Genomic DNA, 22,910 nt, shown 5'->3' on the forward strand with positions numbered 1-22,910 from the left:
CATGCGGGCGAGTTGGGTGTCGGCGCCGACGCGGGTGGCTTCGACGACGAGTCGGCCTCCGGCGTTGAGGGTGGCTCCGGTGACGGTGTCGCCGACGGTGACCTCGACGGGTACGGACTCGCCGGTGAGCATGGAGGCGTCCACGGCGGACGCGCCCTCGACCACGGTCCCGTCCGTCGCGATCTTCTCCCCGGGACGGACCAGGAAACGGTCCCCGACCTGCAGCGCGGCGGTCGGGATCGTCGTCTCGACGCCGTCGCGCAGGACCGTGACCTCCTTCGCCCCCAGCTCCATCAGCGCCTTGAGCGCCGCCCCGGCCTTCCGCTTCGAGCGTGCCTCGAAGTAGCGCCCGGCGAGGATGAACGCCGTCACCCCGGCCGCGGCCTCCAGGTAGATGTTCGCGGCGCCGTCGCTGCGGGCGATGGTCAGCTCGAAGGGGTGCGTCATCCCGACCATGCCCGCGGTCCCGAAGAACAGCGCCCACAACGACCACAGGAACGCGGCGGACGTGCCGACGGAGATCAGCGTGTCCATCGTCGCCGCGCCGTGCTTCGCGTTGGTCCAGGCGGCACGGTGGAACGGCCAGGCGGCGTAGACGACGACCGGCGCGGTCAGCGTCAGGGAGAGCCACTGCCAGTAGTCGAACTGGAGCGCCGGGACCATCGCCATCGCGATCACCGGTACGGCGAGGAGGACGGCGGTGATCAGGCGCTGGCGCAAGGAGGTGAGCCCGCCGTCCTCGCTCTCCACCGCCGCGCCCGCCGTGTCCGTACTGTTGATCCCGGGGGAGGCGGTGGAGGCGGGCGGTGCGGGTGGCCGGGCGGTGTAGCCGGTGGCCTCGACGGTCGCGATCAGGTCCTCGACGGACACGTCGGCGCCCAGGTAGGTGACCTTCGCCTTCTCGGTGGCGTAGTTCACCGTGGCCTCGACGCCGTCCATCCGGTTGAGCTTCTTCTCGATACGGGCCGCGCACGAGGCGCAGGTCATCCCGCCGATCGCGAGCTCGACCGCGGCGGTGTCGGCGGCGGAGCCGGCAGCGGTGGTGGCGGTGGTGGCGGAGTGCGCGGACACGGGGTCCTCCCTGAAGCCGTCCGGATACCCCTAGGGGGTATCTCTATCTCTTCCCATGTATACCCCCCGCCCCTATGAAGCGCAAGGGGTGATCGCGGTGAATGCGCCCGTTCCGCACCGGTGTGCGCGCGGTGCGCGTCACCCGTCTGCGGGGTCGGCTCGCGCGCCGTCGTGGTGGTGCGTTGAGATAGAGGGCTGCGCTGTCCGTCTACCGACCCGTAGGCTGGCCATTGGACTAGACCTATAGCTGCGTATCGGAGGAATGGGGACCCATGAGCAACCGTGCAGTCCTGGAGGTGATCGCTCTCGACGCGGAGGACGCGGTCGCTGCCCAGGCCGGTGGTGCAGACCGCCTCGAACTGGTCACCGACATGGCCGCCGACGGTCTGACCCCGTCGCGGGAGACCTTCGCGGCGATCAGGTCCGCCGTGGACATCCCGCTGCGCGTGATGCTCAGGGTGGCGGACGGCTTCGCCGCCGGTGACATCGATGTACTGGTCGGCAAGGCCCGCGAGATGCGGGAGGCGGGAGCCGACGAGTTCGTGTTCGGCTTCCTGGACGGGGAGGGCCACGCCGACCTCGTCGCCGTCGAGCGGCTCGTCACCGAGCTGGACGGCTGCCGGTGGACGTTCCACCGGGCGATCGACCGGGCCGCCGACCGCGACGCCCTGCGCAAGCAGCTCGCGGACCTGCCCGGCCTCGACACGTTCCTCACGGCGGGTTCGCCGGACGGGGTGGACTCCGGCATCCCGGTCCTCCTGGCCGAGGCGGCCCGTACCGGCGAGCCGGGATACCAGGCCCAGGTCCTGGTCGGCGGCGGCCTCCACCTGCGGCACCTGCCCCGGCTGCGGGCCGCGGGGATCGACGCCGTCCACATCGGCGGCGCCGCCCGGCCCGGGGGCTGGTCGGCCCCGGTGGACGCGGCAGCCGTACGGGAGTGGCGCGAGGCGCTGGACGCCTGAGCCGCCGAGTCGGTGGGGCGGTGGGGCGGGAACCGCAAGGGTTCCGCCCCACCGCAGGTCCTCAGGCCAGCGCCTCCGGCAACGGCGCCGCGTGCAGCACCGTGAGCCCGGAGACCGCACGGGTCAGCGCCACGTACAGCCGCCGCAGCCCGGTCCGCTCGTCCGGCTCGTCGTCGACCACGGCCGCCGGTTCGTCGAGCACCACGTAGTCGTACTCCAGGCCCTTCGCGAGCGACGCGGGCACCAGCGTCAGCCGGGACGCGGCGGTCGTCTCCTCACCCGGGGAGAGAAACGCGTGGCCCGCCGCCGTCAGGGCCGCACCCAGCGCCGGGATGCGGGCGTCGGCGGCGATCAGCCCGATCGACCCCTCGTGGCGCAGCGACTCCTCGCAGGCGGCGACGACGGCAGCGTCCAGCACCTCCGCCGACGGGACCTCCCGTACGACCAGCGAACCGGGCGACTCACGCACCGACTCCACCGCCGCCAGCCCCGGAGAGATCACGGGCAGCAGCCGGGAGGCGTACGCGATGACCTCGCGCGGCACGCGGAAACCGGCGGTCAGCTCCTCCACCACCGCCTCCGCCTTGCCCAGGTGGAACAGCGCCTCGCCCCAGCTCTCCGTGGACCACGGGGTCGTCCCCTGGGCGAGATCGCCGAGGACGGTCGCCGAACCGGTCGAGCACCGCCGCCCCACCGCCCGGTACTGCATGGGGGAGAGGTCCTGCGCCTCGTCGAGCACGACATGGCCGAGCGAGTGCGTACGGGCGATGAGGTCCCCCGCCTCGTCGATCAGCACGGCGTCGGCCGCCGACCACTTCGCGGACTTCGCACTGCGGGCGGGCTTCGCCCACAGGAGCAGCTTCTGCTCGTCCTCGTCCAGCAGGCCCTCCGCGTGGGCGGCCAGGAACTCCGCGTCGGAGAGCAGCCGCAGCACCAGCTTCGCCGGATCCACGGCGGGCCAGACCGCCTTGACGGCCGCCTTCACGGCAGGGTTGCGGGCCACGGCATTCTGCACCCGGTCGTCGGGGGCCTCCCCGGCCTCCTCCATCCGTACGAGCACGGCGTGCGCGATCCGCTGCGGCAGCGCCTCGTGCGCGGCCCCGTACCGCATGTTGCGGGCCAGCAGCTCGTCGACCATCTCCTGGACCTCGTACGCGGGCACGCGCCAGCGCCGGGACCCGCGCACCACGACGACGGGCTCGGCGGGGGCGGTCACATGGGAGCGGATGGCCCGCCGCAGCACCTCGGCCATGCGGGCGTCGCCCTTGACGACGGCGGTGGCCGCCTCGTCCTCGCCCCGGACCTCGACGCCGGTGCGCACCAGGTCGTCGACGGTGGCCTGCTTCACCTCCAGCTCGCCGAGGGCGGGGAGGACCTGCTCGATGTAGTGCAGGAACGAACGGTTCGGCCCGATGACGAGGGTGCCGGTGCGGGCGAGCCGCTCGCGGTGCGCGTACAGCAGGTACGCCACCCGGTGCAGGCCGACGGCGGTCTTCCCGGTGCCGGGCCCGCCCTGCACGCAGACGGTCCCGCCGAGGCCACTGCGGACGATCTCGTCCTGTTCGGGCTGGATGGTGGCGACGATGTCGCGCATCGGGCCGACGCGCGGCCGCTCGATCTCCGCCTGGAGGAGCCGGCTGGTGTGCTCGGCCTCGGCGGGGTCGGTGAGGTGCTCGTCCTCGTACGCGGTCAGCTCGCCGGCGGTGTAGCCGAAGCGGCGGCGGAGCCCCACGTCCTGAGGATTCTTGCGGGACGCCTGGTAGTACGGCTGGGAGACCGGCGCACGCCAGTCGATGACCATGGGGTCCCCGACGGCGTCGTGGACGTGCCGGCGCCCGATGTAGAACCGCTCGCCCTCCGCGCCCTCGGCCAGCTCGCCGCCGACGGCGTGCAGATAGTCGAGGCGGCCGAAGAACAGCGGCGTGTGCGAGAGGTCGGCGAGCGCCTTGATGCGGTCGTCGATCTGGGCCTGGAGCACGGCGGCGTTGACCCAGTTCGCGGTGACATCGCGGATATCGAGGGCCTGGACGTCCTCGCGCATCCCGCGCAGCGCGGCGCGGGACGCGGCGAGATGGGCACGCTCGTGCGCCAAGGGGTCGGTGGTGCCGGTGGGATCGGTGGTGCCGGTGGGATCGGGGGTGGAATCGCTTTCTGCTACGTGCGCGGGCACGGTGTTGCCTCCGGCTCTTCAACGCAGGACGGCGGACCGGACGCGCTGCGGTGCCATGGCGGCACGCGGAGCGGCGGGGTCCGCTGGGAAGGTACGTATCCGTTGGGTGTCGGCCGGTTTCCGTCCGGCCGGCGGCGCTCCCGGGGCCGATGACACGGCGCGGGAGGCGGGCAGACCCGCGATTGTAGCCACGGAGCGGGGCGGCGGCGAACCGGAATACGGTCTTCGCGGACCCGCCGGGCGTCTCCCGGGCCTCTCCCGGGGGGCGGAGACGCCAGGGGTACCCGTAGGGGACGCGCGCGCCCGGAGCGGTACCGGAGGGCTACCCGCCCGGTCCCGGGGTTCCCTCTGCGGACCGACGCGCCCGGACGGGTGACGGGAGCACCATGGATGCATGAGCACAGCCACTCTGAACCCACGCAGGACCGGCCCCGCGCACGGCGCGACCGCGGCCACCGGTCACCACCGACCCCACCGCGTCGGCGACGCGGTGCGCGCCGTGAAGGTGTTCGTGACGGCGGCGTTCGGCGTCGTCGTCCTGGGGGAGTACGCGGAAGAGGCGGGCGTCGCAGGCCGGGGCCGCTGACCGCCCGCCCTCCCGGGGGCCTCAGCCGTCGGCGAGCAGCTCGTCCGCGTCGACGATGCGGTACGCGTACCCCTGCTCGGCCAGGAACCGCTGGCGGTGCGCCGCGAAGTCCTGGTCGATGGTGTCGCGGGCGACGACCGAGTAGAACCGGGCCTCGTGCCCGTCGGCCTTCGGCCGCAGGACCCGCCCCAGCCGCTGGGCCTCCTCCTGCCGCGACCCGAAGGTCCCGGAGACCTGGATGGCGACGGTCGCCTCGGGCAGGTCGATGGAGAAGTTGGCGACCTTGGACACGACGAGGACGCTGATCTCGCCCTGGCGGAACGCCTCGAAGAGCTTCTCGCGCTGGGCGTTGCTGGTCTCGCCCTTGATCACGGGGGCGTCCAGGTGCTCGCCCAGCTCGTCGAGCTGGTCGATGTACTGCCCGATGACGAGGGTCTGCTCGCCCTGGTGCTTGCGCACCAGCGCCTCGGTCACCTTCCGCTTGGTCGCGGTGGTGGCGCAGAACCGGTACTTCTCCTCCGTCTCGGCGGTCGCGTAGGCGAGCCGCTCGGCGTCGGTGAGATTGACCCGGACCTCGACGCAGTCGGCGGGCGCGATGTAACCCTGCGCCTCGATCTCCTTCCACGGGGCGTCGAACCGCTTCGGCCCGATGAGCGAGAACACGTCGGACTCCCGCCCGTCCTCCCGTACCAGCGTCGCCGTGAGCCCCAGCCGCCGCCGGGCCTGGAGGTCGGCGGTGAACTTGAAGACGGGCGCGGGCAGCAGGTGGACCTCGTCGTAGACGACCAGCCCCCAGTCGCGGGAGTCGAACAGCTCCAGGTGCGGGTAGACGCCCTTCCGCCGGGTGGTCAGCACCTGGTAGGTGGCGATGGTGACCGGCCGGATCTCCTTCCGCGTCCCGCTGTACTCGCCGATCTCGTCCTCGGTCAGCGAGGTCCGCTTCACCAGCTCGTGCTTCCACTGCCGGGCGGAGACGGTGTTGGTGACGAGGATCAGGGTGGTGGCCTTGGCCTCGGCCATGGCACCGGCGCCCACGAGGGTCTTCCCGGCCCCACAAGGCAGCACCACCACCCCCGACCCGCCGTGCCAGAACCCCTCGACGGCCTGCTTCTGGTACGGCCGCAGCGACCAGCCGTTCTCGGCCAGCTCGATCGGATGGGCCTCGCCGTCGACGTACCCCGCGAGGTCCTCGGCGGGCCACCCCAGCTTCAACAGGGTCTGCTTGACCTGCCCCCGCTCGGAGGGGTGCACGGCCACGGTGTCCGGGTCGATCCGCGCCCCGACCAGCGGCTGCACCTTCTTCGACCGGAGGATCTCCTCCAGCACGGGCCGGTCGGTGCTGGTGAGCACGAGCCCGTGCACCGGGTGCTTGGACAGGGTGAGCCGCCCGTACCGCGCCATCGTCTCGGCGATGTCGACCAGGAGCGCGTGCGGCACGGGGTAGCGGGAGTACTCGACCAGGGCGTCGACGACCTGCTCGGCGTCGTGCCCGGCGGCACGGGCGTTCCACAGCCCGAGCGGGGTGACCCGGTACGTGTGGATGTGCTCGGGCGCACGCTCCAGCTCCGCGAACGGCGCGATGGCACGACGGCAGGCGTCCGCCTGGTCGTGGTCGACTTCGAGGAGCAGCGTCTTGTCGCTCTGGACGATGAGGGGTCCGGTCACGCGCTTCGGCCCTTTCTGCGGGGTGCGGCCACGGATGCGGCCAAACGTCCAGTGTGCCGCATCGCGGGCGGGGGCGGGGTGGGCGTGCGCTCAGCCTCCGGCGCGGGGCCTGCGCTGTGGCCCGAAGCGCACGGGGACGCCGGGGGAGTACAGCACGCTCACCGGCTCGCCGGCCGGAGCGGGCAGCCCTCCGGTGGCCACCAGGTCCTCGTCGCACTCCAGCAGCTCCGCCCGGTGCAGGGGCCACCGGGGATGCGCGTTGGGCAGATAGGCGGTCCGCCCGAAGCACGAGCTGTGCAGGGCCCACCGGGCGGTGAGGAAGTGCTCCAGGGGTGTCGGCTCGTCGATCGGCCGCCCGGCCCGCAGCACGATCCTGCTCCGCGCACCACGCGGACCGGGCCAGCGGCGACTGCTCGTGTACGTGAGAGTGTCGCCGGACCGCTCGACGTTCATCCGGGACCACACGTACGGCAACCGGAACGCGGCCCGCGCCACGAGGACGGGGATGAGCCGCGAGGCGTCCAGCGAACGGAAGACGACCGCGCGCCGCCCGTGCTCGTCCACCGAGTACAGCCGGACGTTGGTCTCCGGGAAGGTCCCGAGATACGGAATCCCCGGCAGCGCGAGCCCGCCCACCCGATGCATCCGGAACGCCACGAGCCCCACGTAGGTCACCCCGTCGAAGGTGTCCGGCACCGTGCCCGGCGGCAGCAGCGGCGCGACGTCCGCCGGATCGACGGCCCAGTGCAGGAACGCCAGGTCCAGCCAGGACTGCGTGAGCAACGGCCGCATCGGCGCGGCGGGCGGGCGGGGCGAAACCGGCTCAGGCACCATCGGTCGGGGCGAAACCGGCTCAGGGGCGGGGCGGGCTGTGGCCATGCCCGCAGCATCGCAGACGGCCCCACGTCCCCTGCTAGGGCTTCCCGTCCTCCGCCAGCTCGGCCACCCCCGTGATCCGGTGCAGCGGGTACGTGCGGACCTCGTCGGCCGTGTGGTCGTACGCCGTGACGAAGCCGCCCTCCACGCGGACCGGGGCGATCACGCGTTGGCTGGCCGCGCCGTCCGCGTTGACGTAGCCGATCCAGACGGCGGAACCCGTCATCGCGGCCGCCTGGACGGTGGCCAGGGTCTCGGCGGAGGTGGTGCGGGGGAGCGAGCCGGAAGGCGTGGGGGACGACGGGTCCTCGGACGTGTCCTTGCGGATCACCGTGGCGGCCGTGTCGCCCGCGCGGATGGCCCGTACCGCCGCCCCGAGCAGGGTGCTGTCCGGGACCGGGGGCCCTTCGGGGACCGGGACCGGGGGTGTGCGGGGCGGCGTGCGGCGGGCGCCGGCGCGGGTGATCAGGACATCGCCCTCGGCGGATTCGGCGGCCGGCGCGTAGCCCATGTCGCGCAGGGCTTCCAGGAGGGAGCCGGGGTCGGCCTGGGAGGCCAGGACCGTGGGGGCCAGGCGGCGGAGGCGGAGCCCGGTGGAGCGGCGGTCGGCCAGGATCTCGTTGAGGACCGCCTCGTCGTCGCAGCGTACGTACGCGGACGCCGATCCGATCCGCAGGTGGCCGTGGCGGCGGGCCACGTCGTCGATCAGGTAGCTCAGCGGCTGCGGCACCGGCGTACGGCTGTGCGCGGCCAGGAACGCGTGCAGGTCGGTCGCCGCCTGCCCGGCGTCCAGGGCGCGGCGCACCGAGCCGGGCGTGAAGCGGTACACCGTCGCCCCGCCCTTCGACTCCACGTCGGCCAGGACCGAGAGCATTTCCGCCAGGGGGCGTTCCAGCGGGCCGGGCGCCACCGCCGTCAGGTCGGCCTGGAGCAGGACGTGGTCCAGGGGCTCGGGGACGAGCGGCGCGAGGCGGGCCGCCGCCGCGTCCGGGCCCTCGTCCAGCAGCGCGCGGGCCTGCGAGGAGAGTGCGCCCCGGCCGGTGATGCCCAGCAGCTCCGCCTCGTTGAGCGTCCACAGGGCGAGGCGGGAGCGGAGGTCCGCCCCCTCGCCCGGGCCCGGGCCGGCCGGAGGGGTCGCGCCGCCGCGCAACGGGCGTTCCCAGCGCAGCCGTCGCAGCAGCGTCTCGGCGTCCGGCGCGGTGCCCGGCGGGAGTTCGGCGAACAGGGCCAGGACCCGGCGGCGTACGTCGGGGGCGGCCGAGCGGTCCAGTTCCGGGCCGAGTGCGGACAGCGCCCGGCCCTTGGCGTCCTGGCCGCCGACCAGGCCAGGGGTCCGGGTGGCCGCGAGCCAGGCGGTGGCGAGGTGCGTCCAGCGGTCCTCGGCGGGCAGGTCGAGCCACTCGTCGGAAGCGGGCGTCGGCGCGTACCGCTCCTCGGGCGCTCCGTCGGAGGCCAACAGGCCTGCCGCGTAGGCCAGTTCGACCCAGAACGCGGCGATCGGCTCGGTCACGTCGAGAGAGTTCGCGGCGCGCTTCAGCTCCCGTACGCTCAGCCCGCCCGCGCGCAGGATCGCGGGGCCGCCGCCGTTCCAGAGCTTCAACAGCTCCTCGACCGTGGACAGCGCCGTGAACGCCTGCCCGGCCGCCGCCCTGTCCACAGCCTGTGGATCGCGTTCGGCGGCAGCAGCGACGACCGGGGGGACCGGTTCCGGTACGCGGTGCGCGCGCCCGGCGCGCAGATGCAGGGCCGCCTCGCGCGGCAGGACCACCGTGCGGGTGGAGACCGGCAGCAACAGGCCCCGGTCGCGCAGCCACTTCACGGGGGGAGTGGGGTTGGGCGTGACCTCCCCGTACGGCGGGCCCCACACCAGCCGGTCCAGGACCGACAGCGCCTCCACCGGGGCGGTGTCCAGCAGTTCCGCCATCCGCGTCCGGTCCGTGAACAGGGCGGCGAGCGCGGCCACCGCGGAGACCGGGTCGTGCGTGGCGGGCAGACCGGTCGTCGCCAGGATCTCCTGGAGCCGGCCCGGCGACATCCCGGCCGTCGCCTCGGAGACCGTGGGGCCCAGGCCCGTGGGCGAGGGGTGCTGCGGGGACGGGGCGAGCAGTTCCCGGGCGGTGCGCACCAGCCGCAGCCGGTCGTCCTCGCCCCAGACCAGGGCCTGTTCGCGCAGCGTCGAGAGCGCGCCCGGCAGTGCGGCGGTGATCGCCGCCCCCGCGTCGTCGCGCTGGTCGCCGTCGTCCAGGCCGTCGCCGGTGAGCAGGGAGAGCAGCGTGTCGTACGGGGCCGGGTCCGGGGCCACCGCGAGCGCCTCGGCGGTCTGGAGTGCGAACCGGTCCAGGTGTTCCAGCGCGCGGACGACGGACGCCCGCGTGCCGGCCCGCGTGGCGAGCTGGGTGATGTCGTTCGGCACCGGGTTGAGGAGGTCGGGGCGGGCACGCAGCAGCCCGGCCAGCGATTCGTCGCCCCGGGCGCGCAGGGCTTCGGCGAGCGTGCGCGGTGGTGTGGTCGTCCCCATCCGTCCCACGGTAGCCGCTGGAACGCTACCGTCGGGGCAGGGCCGGTAGAGGGGATGCACCGCGTGGGGATCGAGAGCGACCAGCTCGTCTACGACTACCTGAGCCGGGTCGGCGACCTGGCTCAGCAGCAACACCTGTCGTCGGGCGCCCGGATGCGCCTGGTTTCGACACTTCGGGGCGAGATCGACCGGCAGCGCGGCGTGGAGGGTGCGGACTCCCCGGCGACCGTGCGACGCATCATCGGCAGGCTGGGCAGCCCGGACGAACTGGTCGCCGCGGCGGCGCGGTCGGCCGACGGCACGGTCACGCTGCCGACCGCCGGGACCGGGACGGGGGGCGGCGAGCAGCAGCGGCGCGCCTCCCTCCCCCGGCCCCGGGGCGGACTCCTCCGCAAGGAGCCGCAGGAGCCGAGGAAGCCGAAGGAGCCCGCTCCGGGGGCGGGGGACGGCCGGGCGGCGAAGGCCCTCAGGAAGCCGAAAGCCGGTATCGGGTGGGGCGCGTCGCGCCGCGGTCGGGGCGACGGCGACGGCGGCGCGCCGGGCAGCGTTTCCGACCGCGCTCCGGGTGGTGTTTCCGGCCATGCGCCCGGCGGTGCTTCCGACCGCGCTTCAGGCGGTGTTCCCGACCGTGCTTCCGGCGGTTCCGACCGCGCTTTCGGCGGCGCGTCCGGTGCGCGGTCCGCCGCCGTGCCCCGTCCGGCTCCCGCCCCCGACGACCGTGCCGACGACGACGGCGGCGTCCCCGCCCGCGACTGGCCCGACCCCTCCGCCCCGCACATGCTCGGCCAGGACCAACAGGGGGACGCGGACGCGACCGACTGGTGGCGCCTGGAGCCGGGCCCCTTCGACGAGGGGACCGCCATCCCCGGGTTCTTCGGCGGCATCGAGGCCCCGGAGCTGCTCGGGAGGCGGCCGGGGCCCATCGAGAAGGACGGGCAGGACGAGAAGAACGAGAAGGGTGCGACGGGCGGGGCCGACGAGGCGGACGGGAAGGCCGGGACCGGGACCGCCGCGCGCCGCCGTGCCCTGCGCCTCCTGAAGCTCCGCCGCCGCAAGGCGGCCGCGGTGGTCGTCGAGCCCGGGGCCGCCGCCTCCGCCCCCCGCGGCGGCTTCGCCCACCCGCTGCTGCTCCTGGCCGCCGTCCTGCTCGTCGCCGGTGTGGTCACCGGTTCCTGGCTGCCCCTGGCGGGCGGCTGGCTGATCGCGTACAGCTCCCGCACCCTCTCCCGTACGGAGGCGAAGTGGGCGGCGCTCGGCCTGCCGGGCGTGGTGGCGGCCGGGGCCCTCGCGTGGGTCTGGGGGCGGATGGAGGGGCGTTGGGGCGAGCCGATCCGCGAGGGCGCGATGCGGGACGTCCTGCTGGACACCTGGCCGGTGGTCGTCCGCGTGGCCGCCGTCGCCTCCGCGCTCTACCTGGTGTGGCGGGCGCGGAGGCGGGCCGGCTGAGCCCGGCCCGGCCCGGCGAGGGGCCGGGCGCGGGTCACTTGGTCATGCTGGTCTCGAACTCCTCCAGGATCTTGCCGGCGGCCGTGTAGCCGATGCCCGCGATCCACAGACGGTCGTCGACCTTGAAGACCTTGTCGTTCTTGGCCGCCTTCAGCCCCTTCCACAGGCCGCTGTTCATCGTCTTCGTCGTCCCGGCCTTGCCCGGGTCGCCGTACGTCGACGTGAAGATGACGTCCGCGTCCGCGAGGTCGATCTTCTCGGGCGACACGTCGTACGAGAACCCGTCCTTCGCCTTGTCCGTGATCGCGGGGCGGCCGGTGCCGATGTCGGCGAGGATCGAGCCGATGTAGTTCTGCTTGCCGTAGATGCGGATCTCGGCACCCTCGACGAAGCGGACGAAGTTGACGTCCGTCGCGGCGGCCTTCTCCTTGCCGCCGAGCGCCTCCGTCACCTTCGCCACCTGCGTGTCGTACGTGGCGAGGACCTTCTTCGCCTCAGCCTGCTTGCCGAGCGCCTCCGCGTGCACCTGGAAGTTCTCCTTCCAGGCGCTGCCGGTCGCCTCCGTCATCACGGTCGGCGCGATCTTGCTGAGCTCCTCGTAGCGTTCCCCGTCACGGACCTTGCTGGTGAGGATCAGGTCCGGCTTGAGAGCGGCGACGGACTCCAGGCTGGCGTTGGCGATCTCGCCGACCGGGGTGATGTCCTTCGTCTCGCTCGCGGGGAGGTAGGAGGGGAAGGCGTCCTCGGACGCCGAGTGCGTCGCGCCGACCGGCCGGACGCCGAGGGTGATCGCGGAGTCCAGCTCGCCGGAGTCCAGGACGACGACCCGCTTCGGCGACGCGGGCACGTCGACGTCGCCGTTCGCGGTGGAGACGGTGCGCGTCTTCGCCGGGGAGTCGGAGGAGGAGTCCGCTGCCGGGTCCGATGAGCCGCACCCGGCGAGGGTGAGCGCGGCGGTCACGGCGAGGGAGCCGGCGACGAGGGTGCGGCGGCGGTCGTGGAGGAGGGGAGTCATGTCACAGACCTTTCTGGGAGGGGGAGACCACCGGGGACGGGGTCCAGGGGGCGCTTGGGACGACGAGCGGCGACCCCGTCACCGGGTCCGGGACGATCACCGCCTCCAGGCCGAAGACCTCGGCGACGAGCTCGGCGGTGACGACGTCCCCGGGCCGGCCCTCGGCGACGATCCGGCCCTCCTTCATGGCGACCAGACGGTCCGCGTACCGGGCGGCCTGGTTGAGGTCGTGGAGCACGGTGACGACCGTGCGGCCCCGGGTGCCGTCCTCGGCAGGAGAAGCCAACTGGCGTACCAGGTCCAGGACTTCCACCTGGTGCGCGATGTCGAGATACGTCGTCGGCTCGTCGAGCAGCAGCAGGTCCGTCTCCTGGGCCAGCGCCATCGCGATCCACACCCGCTGACGCTGACCGCCCGACAGCTCGTCCACCGACCGGTCGGCCAGCGCCGTGACGTCGGTACGGGCCATCGCGTCGGTCACCGCCCGCTCGTCCTCGTCCGACCACTGCTGCCACCAGCTCTGGTGGGGCTGACGGCCCCGGGCGACCAGGTCGGAGACGGTGATCGCCTCGGGAGCGACCGGGGTCTGCGGGAGCAGCCCGATGGACCGGGCGATCTGCTTCGTGGGTATCCGGGCCAGCTCCGTACCGTCCAGCAGGACCGCCCCGCCGCGCGGCTTCAGCAGCCGGCCGAGCGCCCGCAGGGTGGTGGACTTGCCGCAGGCGTTCGGGCCGACGATGACGGTGACCTGCCCGTCGGGCACGGTGAGGTCCAGTTCGTGGACCACGGTGCGGTCCTCGTACGCGAGGGTCAGGGAGCGCGCGGCGAGCCTGCCGGTCCGCTGCGCCGTGTCGGTCGTCGGGCTCGGGCTCATGCGGTGCCTCCACTGCGGCCGCGGTGACCGCGGATGATCAGCCAGATCAGGTACGGGGCGCCGACCGCCGCCGTGAGGACACCCACCGGCAGTTCGGTGGGCGAGAACATCTTGCGGGCGAGCAGGTCGCCGAGGACGACGATCACCGCGCCCAGCAGCGCCGAGGACAGCAGCGGGATCTGCGCGGTCCGGGTCAACCGGCGGGCGACCTGCGGGGCGAGCAGCGCAACGAAGTCCACCGGGCCCGCCGTGCCCGTCGCCACGGACGCCAGGACCACGCCGAGCGCGACGAGTCCGAGCCGTACGCGCCCCAGGCGCACGCCCAGCGCGATGGCGGTGTCGTCGTCCATCGCGACGGTGCGCTGCGCGCGGGCCGCCCAGGCGATGGCGGGCAGCAGGATCAGCAGCGTCCAGCCGATCGGGGCGGCCTCCGACCAGCCGCGCCCGTTCAGCGAACCGGTCATCCAGATCTGCGCCTGTTGGGCGACCAGGTAGTCGCCCTTGGTCAGGAACAGCGTGGTCACCGACCGCAGCGCGATGGCGAATCCGATGCCGATGAGGACGAAGCGGGTGGCGTGCAGGCCGCCGCGCCACGCGAAGACGTACACGAGGGCCGCCGCCGCGATGCCGCCGACGACGGAGAGGTAGGGCAGGACGGTGTACGAGGTGATGCCGAAGGTCATCGCGCCGACCGTGAGCGCGCTGGCGCCCTGGCTGATGCCGATGATGTCGGGGCTGGCCAGCGGGTTGCGGGCCACTGTCTGGATCAGCGCCCCGGCGATCCCGAACGCGGCGCCCACCAGCAGCCCGACGACCATGCGCGGCAGCCGCAGCGTGCCCACGACCAGCTCGGCCGACGACGGCTGCCCGAGGATCACCTTCACGACCTCGCCGGGTGCGACGAAGCTCTCGCCGACGCAGAGGTAGACGACGCAGACGGCGGCCAGGAGCACGACGAGGGCGGCGGCGACGGCGGAGGCCCGCCGGTGCAGCAGGAACCGGCCGCGCGGACCGGCCTTCACTACGGAGTAGCCGGCGGGCCGGACCCGTACGGTCGTTGACGTCCCGTTCACGCGGGCACCGCCTTCCGGCGTACGAGGGCGACCAGGAACGGCACCCCGATCAGGGCCGTCATCACACCCGCGGGGACCTCGCTCGGCGGGAAGACGATCCGGCCGACGACGTCCGAGACCAGCAGCATCACGGGCCCGATCAGCGCCGCCATGGGCAGCACCCAGCGGTGGTCGTTGCCGACGACCGCGCGGGCGATGTGCGGGACGGCGAGGCCGATGAACGCGATCGGCCCGGCGGCGGCGACCCCGACCCCGGTCAGCACGGTCGCCCCGACACCGCCGACGATCCGGACCGCGGCGACGTTCTGCCCGAGCCCCTTCGCCACGTCCTCGCCGAGCGCGAGCGCGTCCAGGCCGCGGGCGACGGAGAGCACGAGGACCACTCCGACGAGGAGGAACGGCCACACCTGCTGCACGACGTCCGACTCCCGCCCCGCGATCGAGCCGACCTGCCAGAAGCGGAACTCGTCCAGCGCGGCGGCGTTCGTCGTGAGGATGCCCACCGTCACCGACACAAGGAGCGCGTTGATCGCCGCGCCGCCGAGCGCGAGCTTCACCGGGGTCGCGCCGCCGCGCCCGCTGGAGGCGATGGCGTACACCGCGACGGAGGCGATCGCCGCGCCCACGAAGGCGAACCACACGTACCCGGTGAGCGTGTGGACCCCCGCGAACGCGATCGCCACCACCACCGCCACCGAAGCGCCCTGGCTGATGCCGAGGATGCCCGGATCGGCGATGGGGTTACGGGTGATCCCCTGGAGCACCGTGCCCGCGAGGGCCAGCGCCGCGCCGACCATCAGCCCGATGAGCGTGCGCGGCACCCGCATCGTGCGGATCACCTCGGCGGCGTCGGAGTGCCCGCCGTGCAGCAGGACGTCGAACACCTCGCCCGGAGGGATGGAACGCGCCCCCACGGCGAGGCTCAGCAGGACCGCCAGCAGCAGGGCGAGCACGGCCGCGGCCGTCGAGCCCGCGCGTCGGGAGAGGCGGGGCGTACGGGGTGGCGCGGCGGTCCGCACGGGCGCTGACGCTGACATTTCACCCAATCGGGACGGACGCGGACGTGACGGAACGGGAGGGAACGCTGGAGCGCTGGGCCAGGACGGTAAGGCTTGGCTAAGTGCGCGTCTCAGTCTAAGCGGCGGCATTTCGGGGCCGACGGGGGCTTCGGGGCCGCCCGCGGCCGGTCGGCACAATGGCAGACATGACTTCCCCGGATCAGAACACTCCCCAGCAGCCGCTTCAGCACTCCCCTCGACGCCCTCTGACGGTCGGCTTCGACCTCGACATGACGCTCGTCGACTCCCGCCCCGGCATCGCCGCCGCCTACCGGGCGCTGTCCGCGGAGACGGGGGTGGAGATCGACGTCGACCTGGTGGTGAGCCGGATCGGCCCGCCGCTGGAGACGGAGCTGGCGCACTGGTTCCCGGCCGACGAGGTGGCCGCCGCCGGCGACCGCTACCGGGAGATCTACCCCGACCACGCGATAGCCCCGAGCACGGCCCTCGCCGGGGCGCGGGAGTCGGTGGCGGCGGTGCGGGCGCTCGGTGGCCGGGCGATCGTCGTCACGGCGAAGTACGAGCCGAACGCGAAGCTGCACCTGGCCCACCTCGGCATCGAGCCGGACACGGTGGTCGGCTGGCTGTGGGCGGAGGCCAAGGGCGAGGCCCTGCGCGAGCACGGCGCGCAGGTGTACGTCGGCGACCACACCGGGGACGTGCGCGGGGCCCGGGCGGCCGGAGCGCTGTCGGTCGCGGTGACGACCGGCCCGTGCGACGCGGCGGAGCTGCGGACGGCGGGCGCGGACGTGGTGCTGGAGGACCTGACGGGATTCCCGGCCTGGCTGGCCGCCTTCGAGGCGGACCGGGTGGCGTGACGCGCTTCGGGGCCGCCGGGGTGGCGTGAGGCGCTTCGGGCCTGCCGGGGTGGCGTGAGGCGCTTCGAGGCGGCCGGGGTGGCGTGACGCGGAGGGGTGTCAGGCGCGGTTCGCGGCCCGTTTCGGGGAGCTGACCCAGGCCGAGCGCACGACGCCCGCCCCGGCGATGAGGAACCCGACGCCCATCAGCATGCAGACCGCGTACGCGACCGGAGGGAACGGGTCCGTGCCCAGGAAAAGTGGGGCGACCGTGACCAGTGTGGCCAGTGCGCCGACGAAAAAGACGATCGCGCCGACCTGAACGAGCCGGTCACCTGCGCCTGAAGGAGTAGTACTCACGCGACCAGGGTAGTTCCCAGCCCGGAGGAACTCTCCGGCGACGTCTTGTCACCGGCCGGGGGCCCATTAGCCTAAGACCGGGCGGGTCACGGTGACCCGCTGTACTGCTATCCGGAGCCGTTTTCCCCGGGGACCGGCTCTTCCGCACACCGACGAGTACGAGGACGAGGACAGACGTGCCCACCGGCAAGGTCAAGTGGTTCAACAGCGAGAAGGGCTTCGGCTTCCTCTCCCGCGACGACGGCGGCGACGTCTTCGTCCACTCGTCGGTTCTCCCTGCCGGAGTCGACGCCCTCAAGCCCGGCCAGCGCGTGGAATTCGGCGTGGTCGCGGGCCAGCGCGGCGACCAGGCCCTTTCCGTGGTGGTCCTCGACCCCACCCCCTCCGTAGCGGCCGCGCAGCGCCGCAAGCCGGACGAGCTGGCGTCGATCGTGCAGGACCTGACGACGGTTCTGGAGAACATCACGCCGCAGCTGGAGCGGGGCCGCTACCCCGACAAGGCATCCGGCGCGAAGATCGCGGGCCTGCTGAGGGCGGTCGCCGACCAGCTCGACGTGTAGCGGACGCGACCCGCCGAGGCGCTGTAGCGGCGCGGCCCCCGCCGGTCAGGCCTGGCTCTCCGCGAAGAGCCGGGTGGACCTTCCCAGGGCCGCGCGCACAGCGCCCGAGCGGGTCAGCGGCGCGCGGTCGACACCGGCGAAGAGCGTGACGAGCACGATGTCCGCGGCCACGGCCCGGCCCACCGTCCGCACCACCAGCTTCCTGCCGCTGCCGAGCCCGGACAGCTTCGCGGTGAGGGAGACGCCGGGATCCTCGTCATCGGCCCGGCGTACCAGGACGAACTGCTTCCGGTTCACCGCCCGCAGCCGGTAGTGGTCGCCGCCGTACCGGAAGTGCAGGGCGCGGGCCCGGCGCGTCAGACCGAAGCGGTTGCGCCGCAGGTGCACCATGGCGTCGCCGACCCGGAGCACCGAGCGGTTGAGCGTCGGCAGGTCGGCGGCCTCGGTGTGGATGCCGCGGGTCTCGAACACCGCCGTGGGGACCGACGGGCCGCGCACCTCGGAGACCACGCTGTCCGGGGTGTACTTCCGGGGCAGCGGGGCGGTGAGGACGATCTCGCCGAACTCCGCCGCCGTGCCCCGGTAGCCCGCCCGCTGCTCGTGGGTGCGGCCTTCCTTCCAGAACGCCAGGGTGAACGGGGCGGTCGACGCGGTCGACGTGTGCACGTGGGGTGTCCTTCCGGTCCGTCGGTCCGCCCGGTCCGCTCAGGGGAACGCCAGCGCGTCCGGGCCCAGCGGCGGTACCAGTCCCTCGGCCGCCGCGCGGGTCAGCAGGCCGCGGATCGCCGCGTAGCCGTCCTCACCGAGGTCGCCGGTGAACTCGTTGACGTACAGCCCGATGTGCTGGTCCGCCACGGCCGGGTCCATCTCCTGGGCGTGCTCCAGGACGTAGGGCCGGGAGACCTCCGGGCTGTCCCAGGCCAGCCGGACCGAGCTGCGGATCGTGTCGGCGAGGCGGCGCAGGGTCTCCTCGCCGAGGGAGCGCTTCGCGATGATCGCGCCGAGGGGGATCGGGAGGCCCGTGGTGTCCTCCCAGTGCCGGCCCATGTCGGCGAGGTTGTGCAGACCGAAGTTCCGGTACGTGAAGCGGGCCTCGTGGATGACCAGGCCGGCGTCGACCTTGCCGTCCCGGACGGCGGGCATGATCTCGTCGAACGGCATCACGACGACCTCGCCGACGCCGCCAGGCACCATCTCCGCCGCCCAGAGCCGGAACAACAGGTACGCCGTCGAGCGCTCGCTCGGCACGGCGACGGTCCGGCCGGTCAGGTCGAGACCCAGCTCCTTGGTGAGGACCAGCGGACCGCAGCCCCGGCCCAGCGCCCCGCCGCACGGCAGCAGCGCGTAGTCGTCGAGCACCCACGGCAGCACGGCGTAGGACACCTTCAGGACGTCCAGCTCACCGCGCTCGGCCATCCCGTTGGTGATGTCGATGTCGGCGAAGGTCACGGCCGGCGCGGGCGCGCCGGGGACCCTGCCGTGCGCCCAGGCGTCGAAGACGAAGGTGTCGTTGGGGCAGGGGGAGAAGGCGATCTCGATCGGGTCCGGGTTCGCTTCAGTGGTCATGCCGGTTCCAACCTTCCAGTACGGGTGCGATCTTCCCGAACGCGTCCGTGAGCGCCGCCAGCGCGTCACCGATGCGCCAGGCGTCCCGGTCGCGGGGGCCCACGGCGTTCGACACGGCACGCAGCTCCATGACGGGCACACCGGCTCGGGCGGCGGCCTCCGCGACCCCGAAGCCCTCCATCGCCTCGGCCAGCGCCCCCGGGTGCGCGGCGAGCAGGGCGCCCGCGCGCTCGGCGGTGCCCGTCACGGTGGAGACGGTGAGGACGGGTCCGGCGGCGGCGCCCGCGGCGGCCGCCACCTCCCGTACGAGCGTGGGCGGGGCGGTGAAGCGGTCCCGGCCGAAGCCGAGCGCGGTGACGGGCAGGAAGCCGTCAGGGGTGTCGGCGCCCAGGTCGGCGGCGACGATGTCGCTCGCCACGACCAGCGAGCCGAGCGGCGTCAGCGGGGTGAACGCCCCGCCGATCCCGGCCGAGACGACGAGCCCGTACGGCGCGGACGCCGACGCCAGGGCGAAGGCGGTGGCCGCCGCGGCGGCGGCCGGGCCGGCACCGCCCGCCAGGACGTCGAACGCGCCGCCGCGGTGCAGCTCGCCCCCCGGCAGTGCCACCGTCTCCGGCGTGCCCCCGAACGCACGCGTGACCGCGTCCCGTTCCACCGGGACAGCGGTCACGACCAGCACACGCACGGGTACAGCCTCAGGGTCGAGGACGGGGGAAGGGCGCTCTTGGGTAAGCGGGTCAGTCCTTCTTGAGCTCGAACTGCCAGATGCCCGTGAGCTTCTTGCCCTTGGTCTCCACGATGGAGATGTTCGTCTTCTCGGACGGCTGGCCCGTCTGGCTGGCGAAGAAGGCGCTGCCGGGGATCGTCCGGTAGGTCTTCTTGTACGGCTCCTGCTCGGCCTGCTGGCCGTTGATGAAGAGCGTCCAGCCGTTCTCGGCGATCTCGGGGTCGACGCCGAAGCGGACCTTGTCGTCCATGGAGACCGTGAGGGACTTCTCGGCCTTCTTGTTCAGGCAGCCCTGGATCAGGGACTCCTTGATCGCCTCGCCGTCGTTGTAGCAGGCGGCCTCGGTGTTCACCGAGTCGCTGCCGACCGTCACGGTGGCGAGCGGCGTCGGCTTGTCGCAGGCGGACAGGACAAGGAGTCCCGCGGACACGGCACCAAGAGCGACGCCGATTCGACGGCCCTTACCGGAGAAGAACGCAACGGTCATGGGCCGAAGGCTATCGGTCGCCTCCGCTCATGCCACGCGGGGGTGCGGCGTGCCGCGCCGCGCGGCCCCCAGGAGGCCCCGTACGGCCGTGGCCGCGCCGAGCGCGAGAATGCCCGCGGCGACCGACATGCCGAGCACCGCGTTGAGCGGCAGGGCGATGCCGATGCCGCCGCCGACCACCCACGCCATCTGGAGCAACGTCTCGGACCGGGCGAACGCGGAGGTGCGGACCTCCTCGGGCACGTCCCGCTGGATCATCGCGTCGAGCGACAGCTTGGACAGGGCCTGGGTGAAGCCGGCGACCGCGCCGAGCGCGGCGACCAGCACGGTGGAGAAGAAGACCGCGGCCAGGACCGCCACGCTCAGCGCGAGCCCCAGCACCGTCGCGATGATCACCTCGGGGCCGCGGGCCCGCAGCCAGGAGCCCACCGCCGTGCCGCAGGCGTTGCCGACGCCCGCCGCCACGCCGACGATGCCGAGCGAGACCGCCGCGCTCTGCCCGGCCAGCGGGTGCTCGCGCAGCAGGAACGCCAGGAAGAAGATGAGGAAGCCGGAGAGGGCCCGGTGCGCGGCGTTGGCCTGGAGCCCGTGCAGGACGGACCCGCCGACGGACCGCAGGCCCGGCGGCCGCTCCTTGGCCGGTTTCTCCCCGTTGCCGCTCCTGCGGAGACCCGCCCGGGTGCTGCCCCTGCCGGGGGCGGGCCGCGGCGTGGCGTCCTCGTGGTGCGGGACGATCAGCCGCGCCCGGCGCTCGCCCTTCGCGGAGTCGACCTTGTGCGGCAGGGTGAAGGCGAGGAACGTGCCCGCGACGAAGATCGCGCAGGCGCCGTAGAGCGGCCACGGAGAGCCGATGGTCTGGAGGCCCGCCCCGATCGGGGCCGCCACCCCGGTCGCCAGCAGCCCCGCCAGGGTCACCCGGGAGTTGGCCTTCACCAGGGAAAACTTCGGTGGCAGCAGCCGTGGCACGACCGCGCTGCGCACCACGCCGTACGCCTTCGACGAGACCAGGACGCCCAGCGCGGCCGGATACAGCTCCAGGCCCCCCGTGGCGACAGCGCCCGACATGGTGATCGCCAGCAGTGCCCGGGCCAGCATCGCGCCCGCCATCGCGGCGCGCCGGCCGTGCGGCAGCCGGTCCAGGAGCGGGCCGATCACCGGGGCGAGCAGAGTGAAGGGGGCCATGGTGATGGCGAGGTAGAGGGCCACCCTGCCCCGTGCCTCGTCCGTGGGCACCGAGAAGAAGACGGTGGAGGCGAGCGCGACCGTGATCATGACGTCGCCCGCGCCGTTCACCGCGTGCAGTTCGATCAGTTTTCCGAGACCGGATTCCCCCGCGCCGTGGGCGTGCGTCGCCTTGCGGATACCGCGCGCCGTGCCGGTGAACGGGGCGCGCAGGGCATGGCCCGTCGCCCGTCCCGCCCTGCGGAGCGGGCCGGGACCGTCGTGCGACCTGGCGGCAGTCACCCCGTCATAGTGCCCCAACCCTGGCCGGTATGAACGGTGATCGGCCGCGGACGCGCGTGTGACGCCCTGTCGGACGAGCGCGCCGGAACCCTCCGGGGCCCTGCCGCCACCGCCGTCCGAGCGGCATCGGCGGGAAGCCGACGGGAACGGATACGGCACGTTTGGGACGGGCAGGTGGGCGCAGCGCGGCGGAGAGGGTAGCGTGCGTAACGCGCCACCGGCGGTTGTTCTTGGCCGCGCGCCTCTCGGCGATCCCGCAGAATGGGTGGCAGAAGGCGCGCCCGAGGCAGGCACAACGGGTGTGGACGTCGACGCGGCCCCCAGGTCCGCTCCGCCCGCACTTGTCTGGCCGAAACGGCAATCGTGCAGCAGCTGGCGCGCTCGTGAGACTGGCGTATGGAGAGAAGCGAAGACCTGTGAGTGCTGCGACGACGACGCGAAGCCGTACGGCCCGGACCCCCGTTCCCGACCGCCTGTGCGCCGAGGCGGTGGACCTCGCGCGTGCGGCCGCGGAAGAGGCCGCCGCGCCCGGTGTGGTCGGTGAGCACATCGGCGTGGTCTCCGAGGGAGACCGGGTCGTCACGCACTACTTCGAGGCCAAGGAGCCCGGGTACCGGGGCTGGCGCTGGGCGGTGACGGTGGCGCGGGCCTCCCGCGCGAAGAACGTCACCCTGGACGAAACGGTGCTGCTGCCGGGGGACGACGCGGTCCTGGCGCCGGAGTGGGTGCCGTGGAGCGAGCGGCTGCGCCCCGGCGACATGGGCCCCGGCGACCTGCTGCCCACCGAGGCGGAGGACCTGCGCCTGGAGCCCGGCTGGACCGGCGAGGACGAGCCGCCGCCGAACTCCGTGGTCTCCCGGGAGCTGGCGGAGCTGGTCGACTCGGAGGACGCCGAGCTGACGGACCGGCCGGTGGCCGCGACCAGCCGGGGTTCCATCGCCGCGGTGGCCGAGGAGCTGGGTACGCGCCGGGCGCGGGTGCTGTCCCGGTACGGGCTGTACGCGGCGGCCGACCGCTGGGACGAGGCGTTCGGCCCGAAGACGCCGATGGCCCAGGCGGCCCCGGCGACGTGCGTCAGCTGCGCGTTCCTGATCCCGATGGCGGGCTCCCTGAAGCAGGCCTTCGGGGTGTGCGCGAACGAGTTCGGCCCGGCGGACGGGCATGTGGTGTCGCTGGCGTACGGCTGCGGTGGGCACTCGGAGGCCGCGGTGATGCCGACGCCGCCGAAGCCGGCGCCGCACGCACTGGACACGATGCGGGTGGACACGTACTCGCTGCGGCCGGAGCGCGGCGGGGGCTCCGTGCCGGCCGAGACGGACGGGGCGTCGGAGGACCTGGGTCACTCCTGAGGGGGGCGCGCACGTTGTCCTCAATCGCCGGACGGGCTTGATCTCTCCGTCCGTCGGTGACCACTCCAGCCCGTCCGGCTGGGTCTCCACCCAATCGTGCGGCGGTGACCACGTTTCCAGCCCGTCCGGCGTTTGAGGACGGAACCGTCGCTGTGGTGGCGGGTGCCGCTGCGGGGTGCCGGGCCCCAGGGGCCTTCTCCCGTGCGGGACCACCCGCGCAAGGGTTCCGTCCTCAAACGCCGGACGGGCTGGAAGTGGCGGGCTTGCGATTCGCCGAGGGCGCGGG

General features: G+C 73.5%; 21 protein-coding genes. 6 read left to right on the forward strand and 15 right to left on the reverse strand.

Going from position 1 to position 22,910, the window contains the following annotated elements:
- Window positions 1-1,071 (reverse strand): heavy metal translocating P-type ATPase (locus tag ACIQRW_RS08820; RefSeq protein ID WP_403756442.1); only part of this gene is annotated, 1,071 nt, incomplete at its 3' end.
- Window positions 1,072-1,343: 272 nt separating this feature from the next.
- Here ACIQRW_RS08820 and ACIQRW_RS08825 point away from each other — a divergent pair.
- Entirely contained in the window at window positions 1,344-2,033 is a 690-nt protein-coding gene (locus ACIQRW_RS08825) for a copper homeostasis protein CutC (RefSeq protein WP_403756445.1), read from the forward strand.
- A gap of 61 nt (window positions 2,034-2,094) precedes the next feature.
- Here ACIQRW_RS08825 and ACIQRW_RS08830 read toward each other — a convergent pair whose 3' ends face one another.
- On the reverse strand, window positions 2,095-4,203 hold the full coding sequence (locus tag ACIQRW_RS08830; RefSeq protein ID WP_403756447.1) for a HelD family protein: 2,109 nt from the start codon (window positions 4,201-4,203) through the stop codon (window positions 2,095-2,097).
- A 394-nt stretch (window positions 4,204-4,597) separates the two neighbouring features.
- Between ACIQRW_RS08830 and ACIQRW_RS08835 the strand changes: the two genes are divergently transcribed.
- Entirely contained in the window at window positions 4,598-4,789 is a 192-nt protein-coding gene (locus ACIQRW_RS08835; RefSeq protein ID WP_003967306.1) for a hypothetical protein, read from the forward strand.
- A gap of 21 nt (window positions 4,790-4,810) precedes the next feature.
- On the opposite strand, the gene ACIQRW_RS08840 is transcribed toward ACIQRW_RS08835, so the two are convergent.
- From ACIQRW_RS08840 to ACIQRW_RS08850, 3 genes are all read right to left on the reverse strand, one after another.
- Window positions 4,811-6,454: a DNA repair helicase XPB gene (locus ACIQRW_RS08840; RefSeq protein WP_403756450.1), complete on the reverse strand. Its 1,644-nt coding sequence runs from the start codon at window positions 6,452-6,454 to the stop codon at window positions 4,811-4,813.
- A 90-nt stretch (window positions 6,455-6,544) separates the two neighbouring features.
- Complete coding sequence (locus ACIQRW_RS08845; RefSeq protein ID WP_403757393.1) at window positions 6,545-7,246, reverse strand: YqjF family protein; 702 nt, start codon at window positions 7,244-7,246, stop codon at window positions 6,545-6,547.
- 121 nt (window positions 7,247-7,367) lie between these two features.
- A complete protein-coding gene (locus ACIQRW_RS08850) occupies window positions 7,368-9,848 on the reverse strand; it encodes a helicase C-terminal domain-containing protein (protein WP_403756453.1) in 2,481 nt (826 codons plus the stop codon).
- 54 nt (window positions 9,849-9,902) lie between these two features.
- On the opposite strand from ACIQRW_RS08850, the gene ACIQRW_RS08855 reads away from it, so the two are divergent.
- A complete protein-coding gene (locus ACIQRW_RS08855) occupies window positions 9,903-11,294 on the forward strand; it encodes a hypothetical protein (RefSeq protein WP_403756456.1) in 1,392 nt (463 codons plus the stop codon).
- Between the two features lie 34 nt (window positions 11,295-11,328).
- On the opposite strand, the gene ACIQRW_RS08860 is transcribed toward ACIQRW_RS08855, so the two are convergent.
- The 4 genes from ACIQRW_RS08860 to ACIQRW_RS08875 are packed head-to-tail and all read right to left on the reverse strand — an operon-like array spanning window position 11,329 to window position 15,293.
- Window positions 11,329-12,309 carry an ABC transporter substrate-binding protein gene (locus tag ACIQRW_RS08860; protein WP_403756458.1) on the reverse strand — a complete coding sequence of 327 codons (981 nt, stop codon included), beginning with the start codon at window positions 12,307-12,309 and terminating at the stop codon, window positions 11,329-11,331.
- A gap of 1 nt (window position 12,310) precedes the next feature.
- Window positions 12,311-13,183 (reverse strand): ABC transporter ATP-binding protein, encoded by an 873-nt coding sequence (locus ACIQRW_RS08865; protein ID WP_403756461.1) that lies wholly within the window; start codon window positions 13,181-13,183, stop codon window positions 12,311-12,313.
- A complete protein-coding gene (locus tag ACIQRW_RS08870) occupies window positions 13,180-14,256 on the reverse strand; it encodes a FecCD family ABC transporter permease (RefSeq protein WP_403756464.1) in 1,077 nt (358 codons plus the stop codon). Before ACIQRW_RS08870 ends, ACIQRW_RS08865 begins: the two co-directional genes overlap by 4 nt.
- A complete protein-coding gene (locus ACIQRW_RS08875) occupies window positions 14,253-15,293 on the reverse strand; it encodes a FecCD family ABC transporter permease (protein WP_403756467.1) in 1,041 nt (346 codons plus the stop codon). Before ACIQRW_RS08875 ends, ACIQRW_RS08870 begins: the two co-directional genes overlap by 4 nt.
- A 167-nt stretch (window positions 15,294-15,460) precedes the next feature.
- Here ACIQRW_RS08875 and ACIQRW_RS08880 point away from each other — a divergent pair, with 167 nt between their 5' ends.
- Window positions 15,461-16,132 (forward strand): HAD family hydrolase, encoded by a 672-nt coding sequence (locus ACIQRW_RS08880; protein ID WP_403756470.1) that lies wholly within the window; start codon window positions 15,461-15,463, stop codon window positions 16,130-16,132.
- Between the two features lie 99 nt (window positions 16,133-16,231).
- On the opposite strand, the gene ACIQRW_RS08885 is transcribed toward ACIQRW_RS08880, so the two are convergent.
- Complete coding sequence (locus ACIQRW_RS08885; RefSeq protein WP_007452509.1) at window positions 16,232-16,471, reverse strand: hypothetical protein; 240 nt, start codon at window positions 16,469-16,471, stop codon at window positions 16,232-16,234.
- Between the two features lie 176 nt (window positions 16,472-16,647).
- On the opposite strand from ACIQRW_RS08885, the gene ACIQRW_RS08890 reads away from it, so the two are divergent.
- The gene (locus ACIQRW_RS08890; RefSeq protein WP_015610403.1) at window positions 16,648-17,031 is read left to right on the forward strand and encodes a cold-shock protein; all 384 of its coding nucleotides are present in this window, start codon (window positions 16,648-16,650) and stop codon (window positions 17,029-17,031) included.
- Between the two features lie 45 nt (window positions 17,032-17,076).
- On the opposite strand, the gene ACIQRW_RS08895 is transcribed toward ACIQRW_RS08890, so the two are convergent.
- The 5 genes from ACIQRW_RS08895 to ACIQRW_RS08915 are packed head-to-tail and all read right to left on the reverse strand — an operon-like array spanning window position 17,077 to window position 21,275.
- Window positions 17,077-17,697 (reverse strand): hypothetical protein, encoded by a 621-nt coding sequence (locus tag ACIQRW_RS08895; RefSeq protein WP_403756473.1) that lies wholly within the window; start codon window positions 17,695-17,697, stop codon window positions 17,077-17,079.
- 39 nt (window positions 17,698-17,736) lie between these two features.
- The gene (locus ACIQRW_RS08900; RefSeq protein ID WP_403756476.1) at window positions 17,737-18,597 is read right to left on the reverse strand and encodes a 1,4-dihydroxy-6-naphthoate synthase; all 861 of its coding nucleotides are present in this window, start codon (window positions 18,595-18,597) and stop codon (window positions 17,737-17,739) included.
- Window positions 18,587-19,282 carry a futalosine hydrolase gene (locus tag ACIQRW_RS08905; RefSeq protein WP_403756479.1) on the reverse strand — a complete coding sequence of 232 codons (696 nt, stop codon included), beginning with the start codon at window positions 19,280-19,282 and terminating at the stop codon, window positions 18,587-18,589. Before ACIQRW_RS08905 ends, ACIQRW_RS08900 begins: the two co-directional genes overlap by 11 nt.
- Window positions 19,283-19,334: 52 nt before the next feature.
- A complete protein-coding gene (locus tag ACIQRW_RS08910; protein ID WP_403756482.1) occupies window positions 19,335-19,811 on the reverse strand; it encodes a DUF2771 domain-containing protein in 477 nt (158 codons plus the stop codon).
- A 27-nt stretch (window positions 19,812-19,838) separates the two neighbouring features.
- Window positions 19,839-21,275 (reverse strand): MFS transporter, encoded by a 1,437-nt coding sequence (locus tag ACIQRW_RS08915; protein WP_403756484.1) that lies wholly within the window; start codon window positions 21,273-21,275, stop codon window positions 19,839-19,841.
- A gap of 473 nt (window positions 21,276-21,748) precedes the next feature.
- Between ACIQRW_RS08915 and ACIQRW_RS08920 the strand changes: the two genes are divergently transcribed.
- Window positions 21,749-22,624: a DUF3027 domain-containing protein gene (locus ACIQRW_RS08920; protein ID WP_403757396.1), complete on the forward strand. Its 876-nt coding sequence runs from the start codon at window positions 21,749-21,751 to the stop codon at window positions 22,622-22,624.
- The last annotated feature ends 286 nt before the right edge of the window (window positions 22,625-22,910 follow it).

It is taken from the genome of Streptomyces sp. NPDC091287, assembly GCF_044768525.1.
In the GTDB taxonomy this organism is placed as follows: domain Bacteria; phylum Actinomycetota; class Actinomycetes; order Streptomycetales; family Streptomycetaceae; genus Streptomyces.

Coding starts and splice junctions, on each gene's coding strand:
- ACIQRW_RS08825 (WP_403756445.1), top strand. CDS start 1,344: ATGAGCAACCGTGCAGTCCTGGAGGTGATCGCTCTCGACGCGGAGGAC.
- ACIQRW_RS08835 (WP_003967306.1), top strand. CDS start 4,598: ATGAGCACAGCCACTCTGAACCCACGCAGGACCGGCCCCGCGCACGGC.
- ACIQRW_RS08845 (WP_403757393.1), bottom strand. CDS start 7,246: ATGCGGCCGTTGCTCACGCAGTCCTGGCTGGACCTGGCGTTCCTGCAC.
- ACIQRW_RS08850 (WP_403756453.1), bottom strand. CDS start 9,848: ATGGGGACGACCACACCACCGCGCACGCTCGCCGAAGCCCTGCGCGCC.
- ACIQRW_RS08855 (WP_403756456.1), top strand. CDS start 9,903: ATGCACCGCGTGGGGATCGAGAGCGACCAGCTCGTCTACGACTACCTG.
- ACIQRW_RS08860 (WP_403756458.1), bottom strand. CDS start 12,309: ATGACTCCCCTCCTCCACGACCGCCGCCGCACCCTCGTCGCCGGCTCC.
- ACIQRW_RS08865 (WP_403756461.1), bottom strand. CDS start 13,183: ATGAGCCCGAGCCCGACGACCGACACGGCGCAGCGGACCGGCAGGCTC.
- ACIQRW_RS08875 (WP_403756467.1), bottom strand. CDS start 15,293: ATGTCAGCGTCAGCGCCCGTGCGGACCGCCGCGCCACCCCGTACGCCC.
- ACIQRW_RS08880 (WP_403756470.1), top strand. CDS start 15,461: ATGACTTCCCCGGATCAGAACACTCCCCAGCAGCCGCTTCAGCACTCC.
- ACIQRW_RS08900 (WP_403756476.1), bottom strand. CDS start 18,597: ATGACCACTGAAGCGAACCCGGACCCGATCGAGATCGCCTTCTCCCCC.
- ACIQRW_RS08910 (WP_403756482.1), bottom strand. CDS start 19,811: ATGACCGTTGCGTTCTTCTCCGGTAAGGGCCGTCGAATCGGCGTCGCT.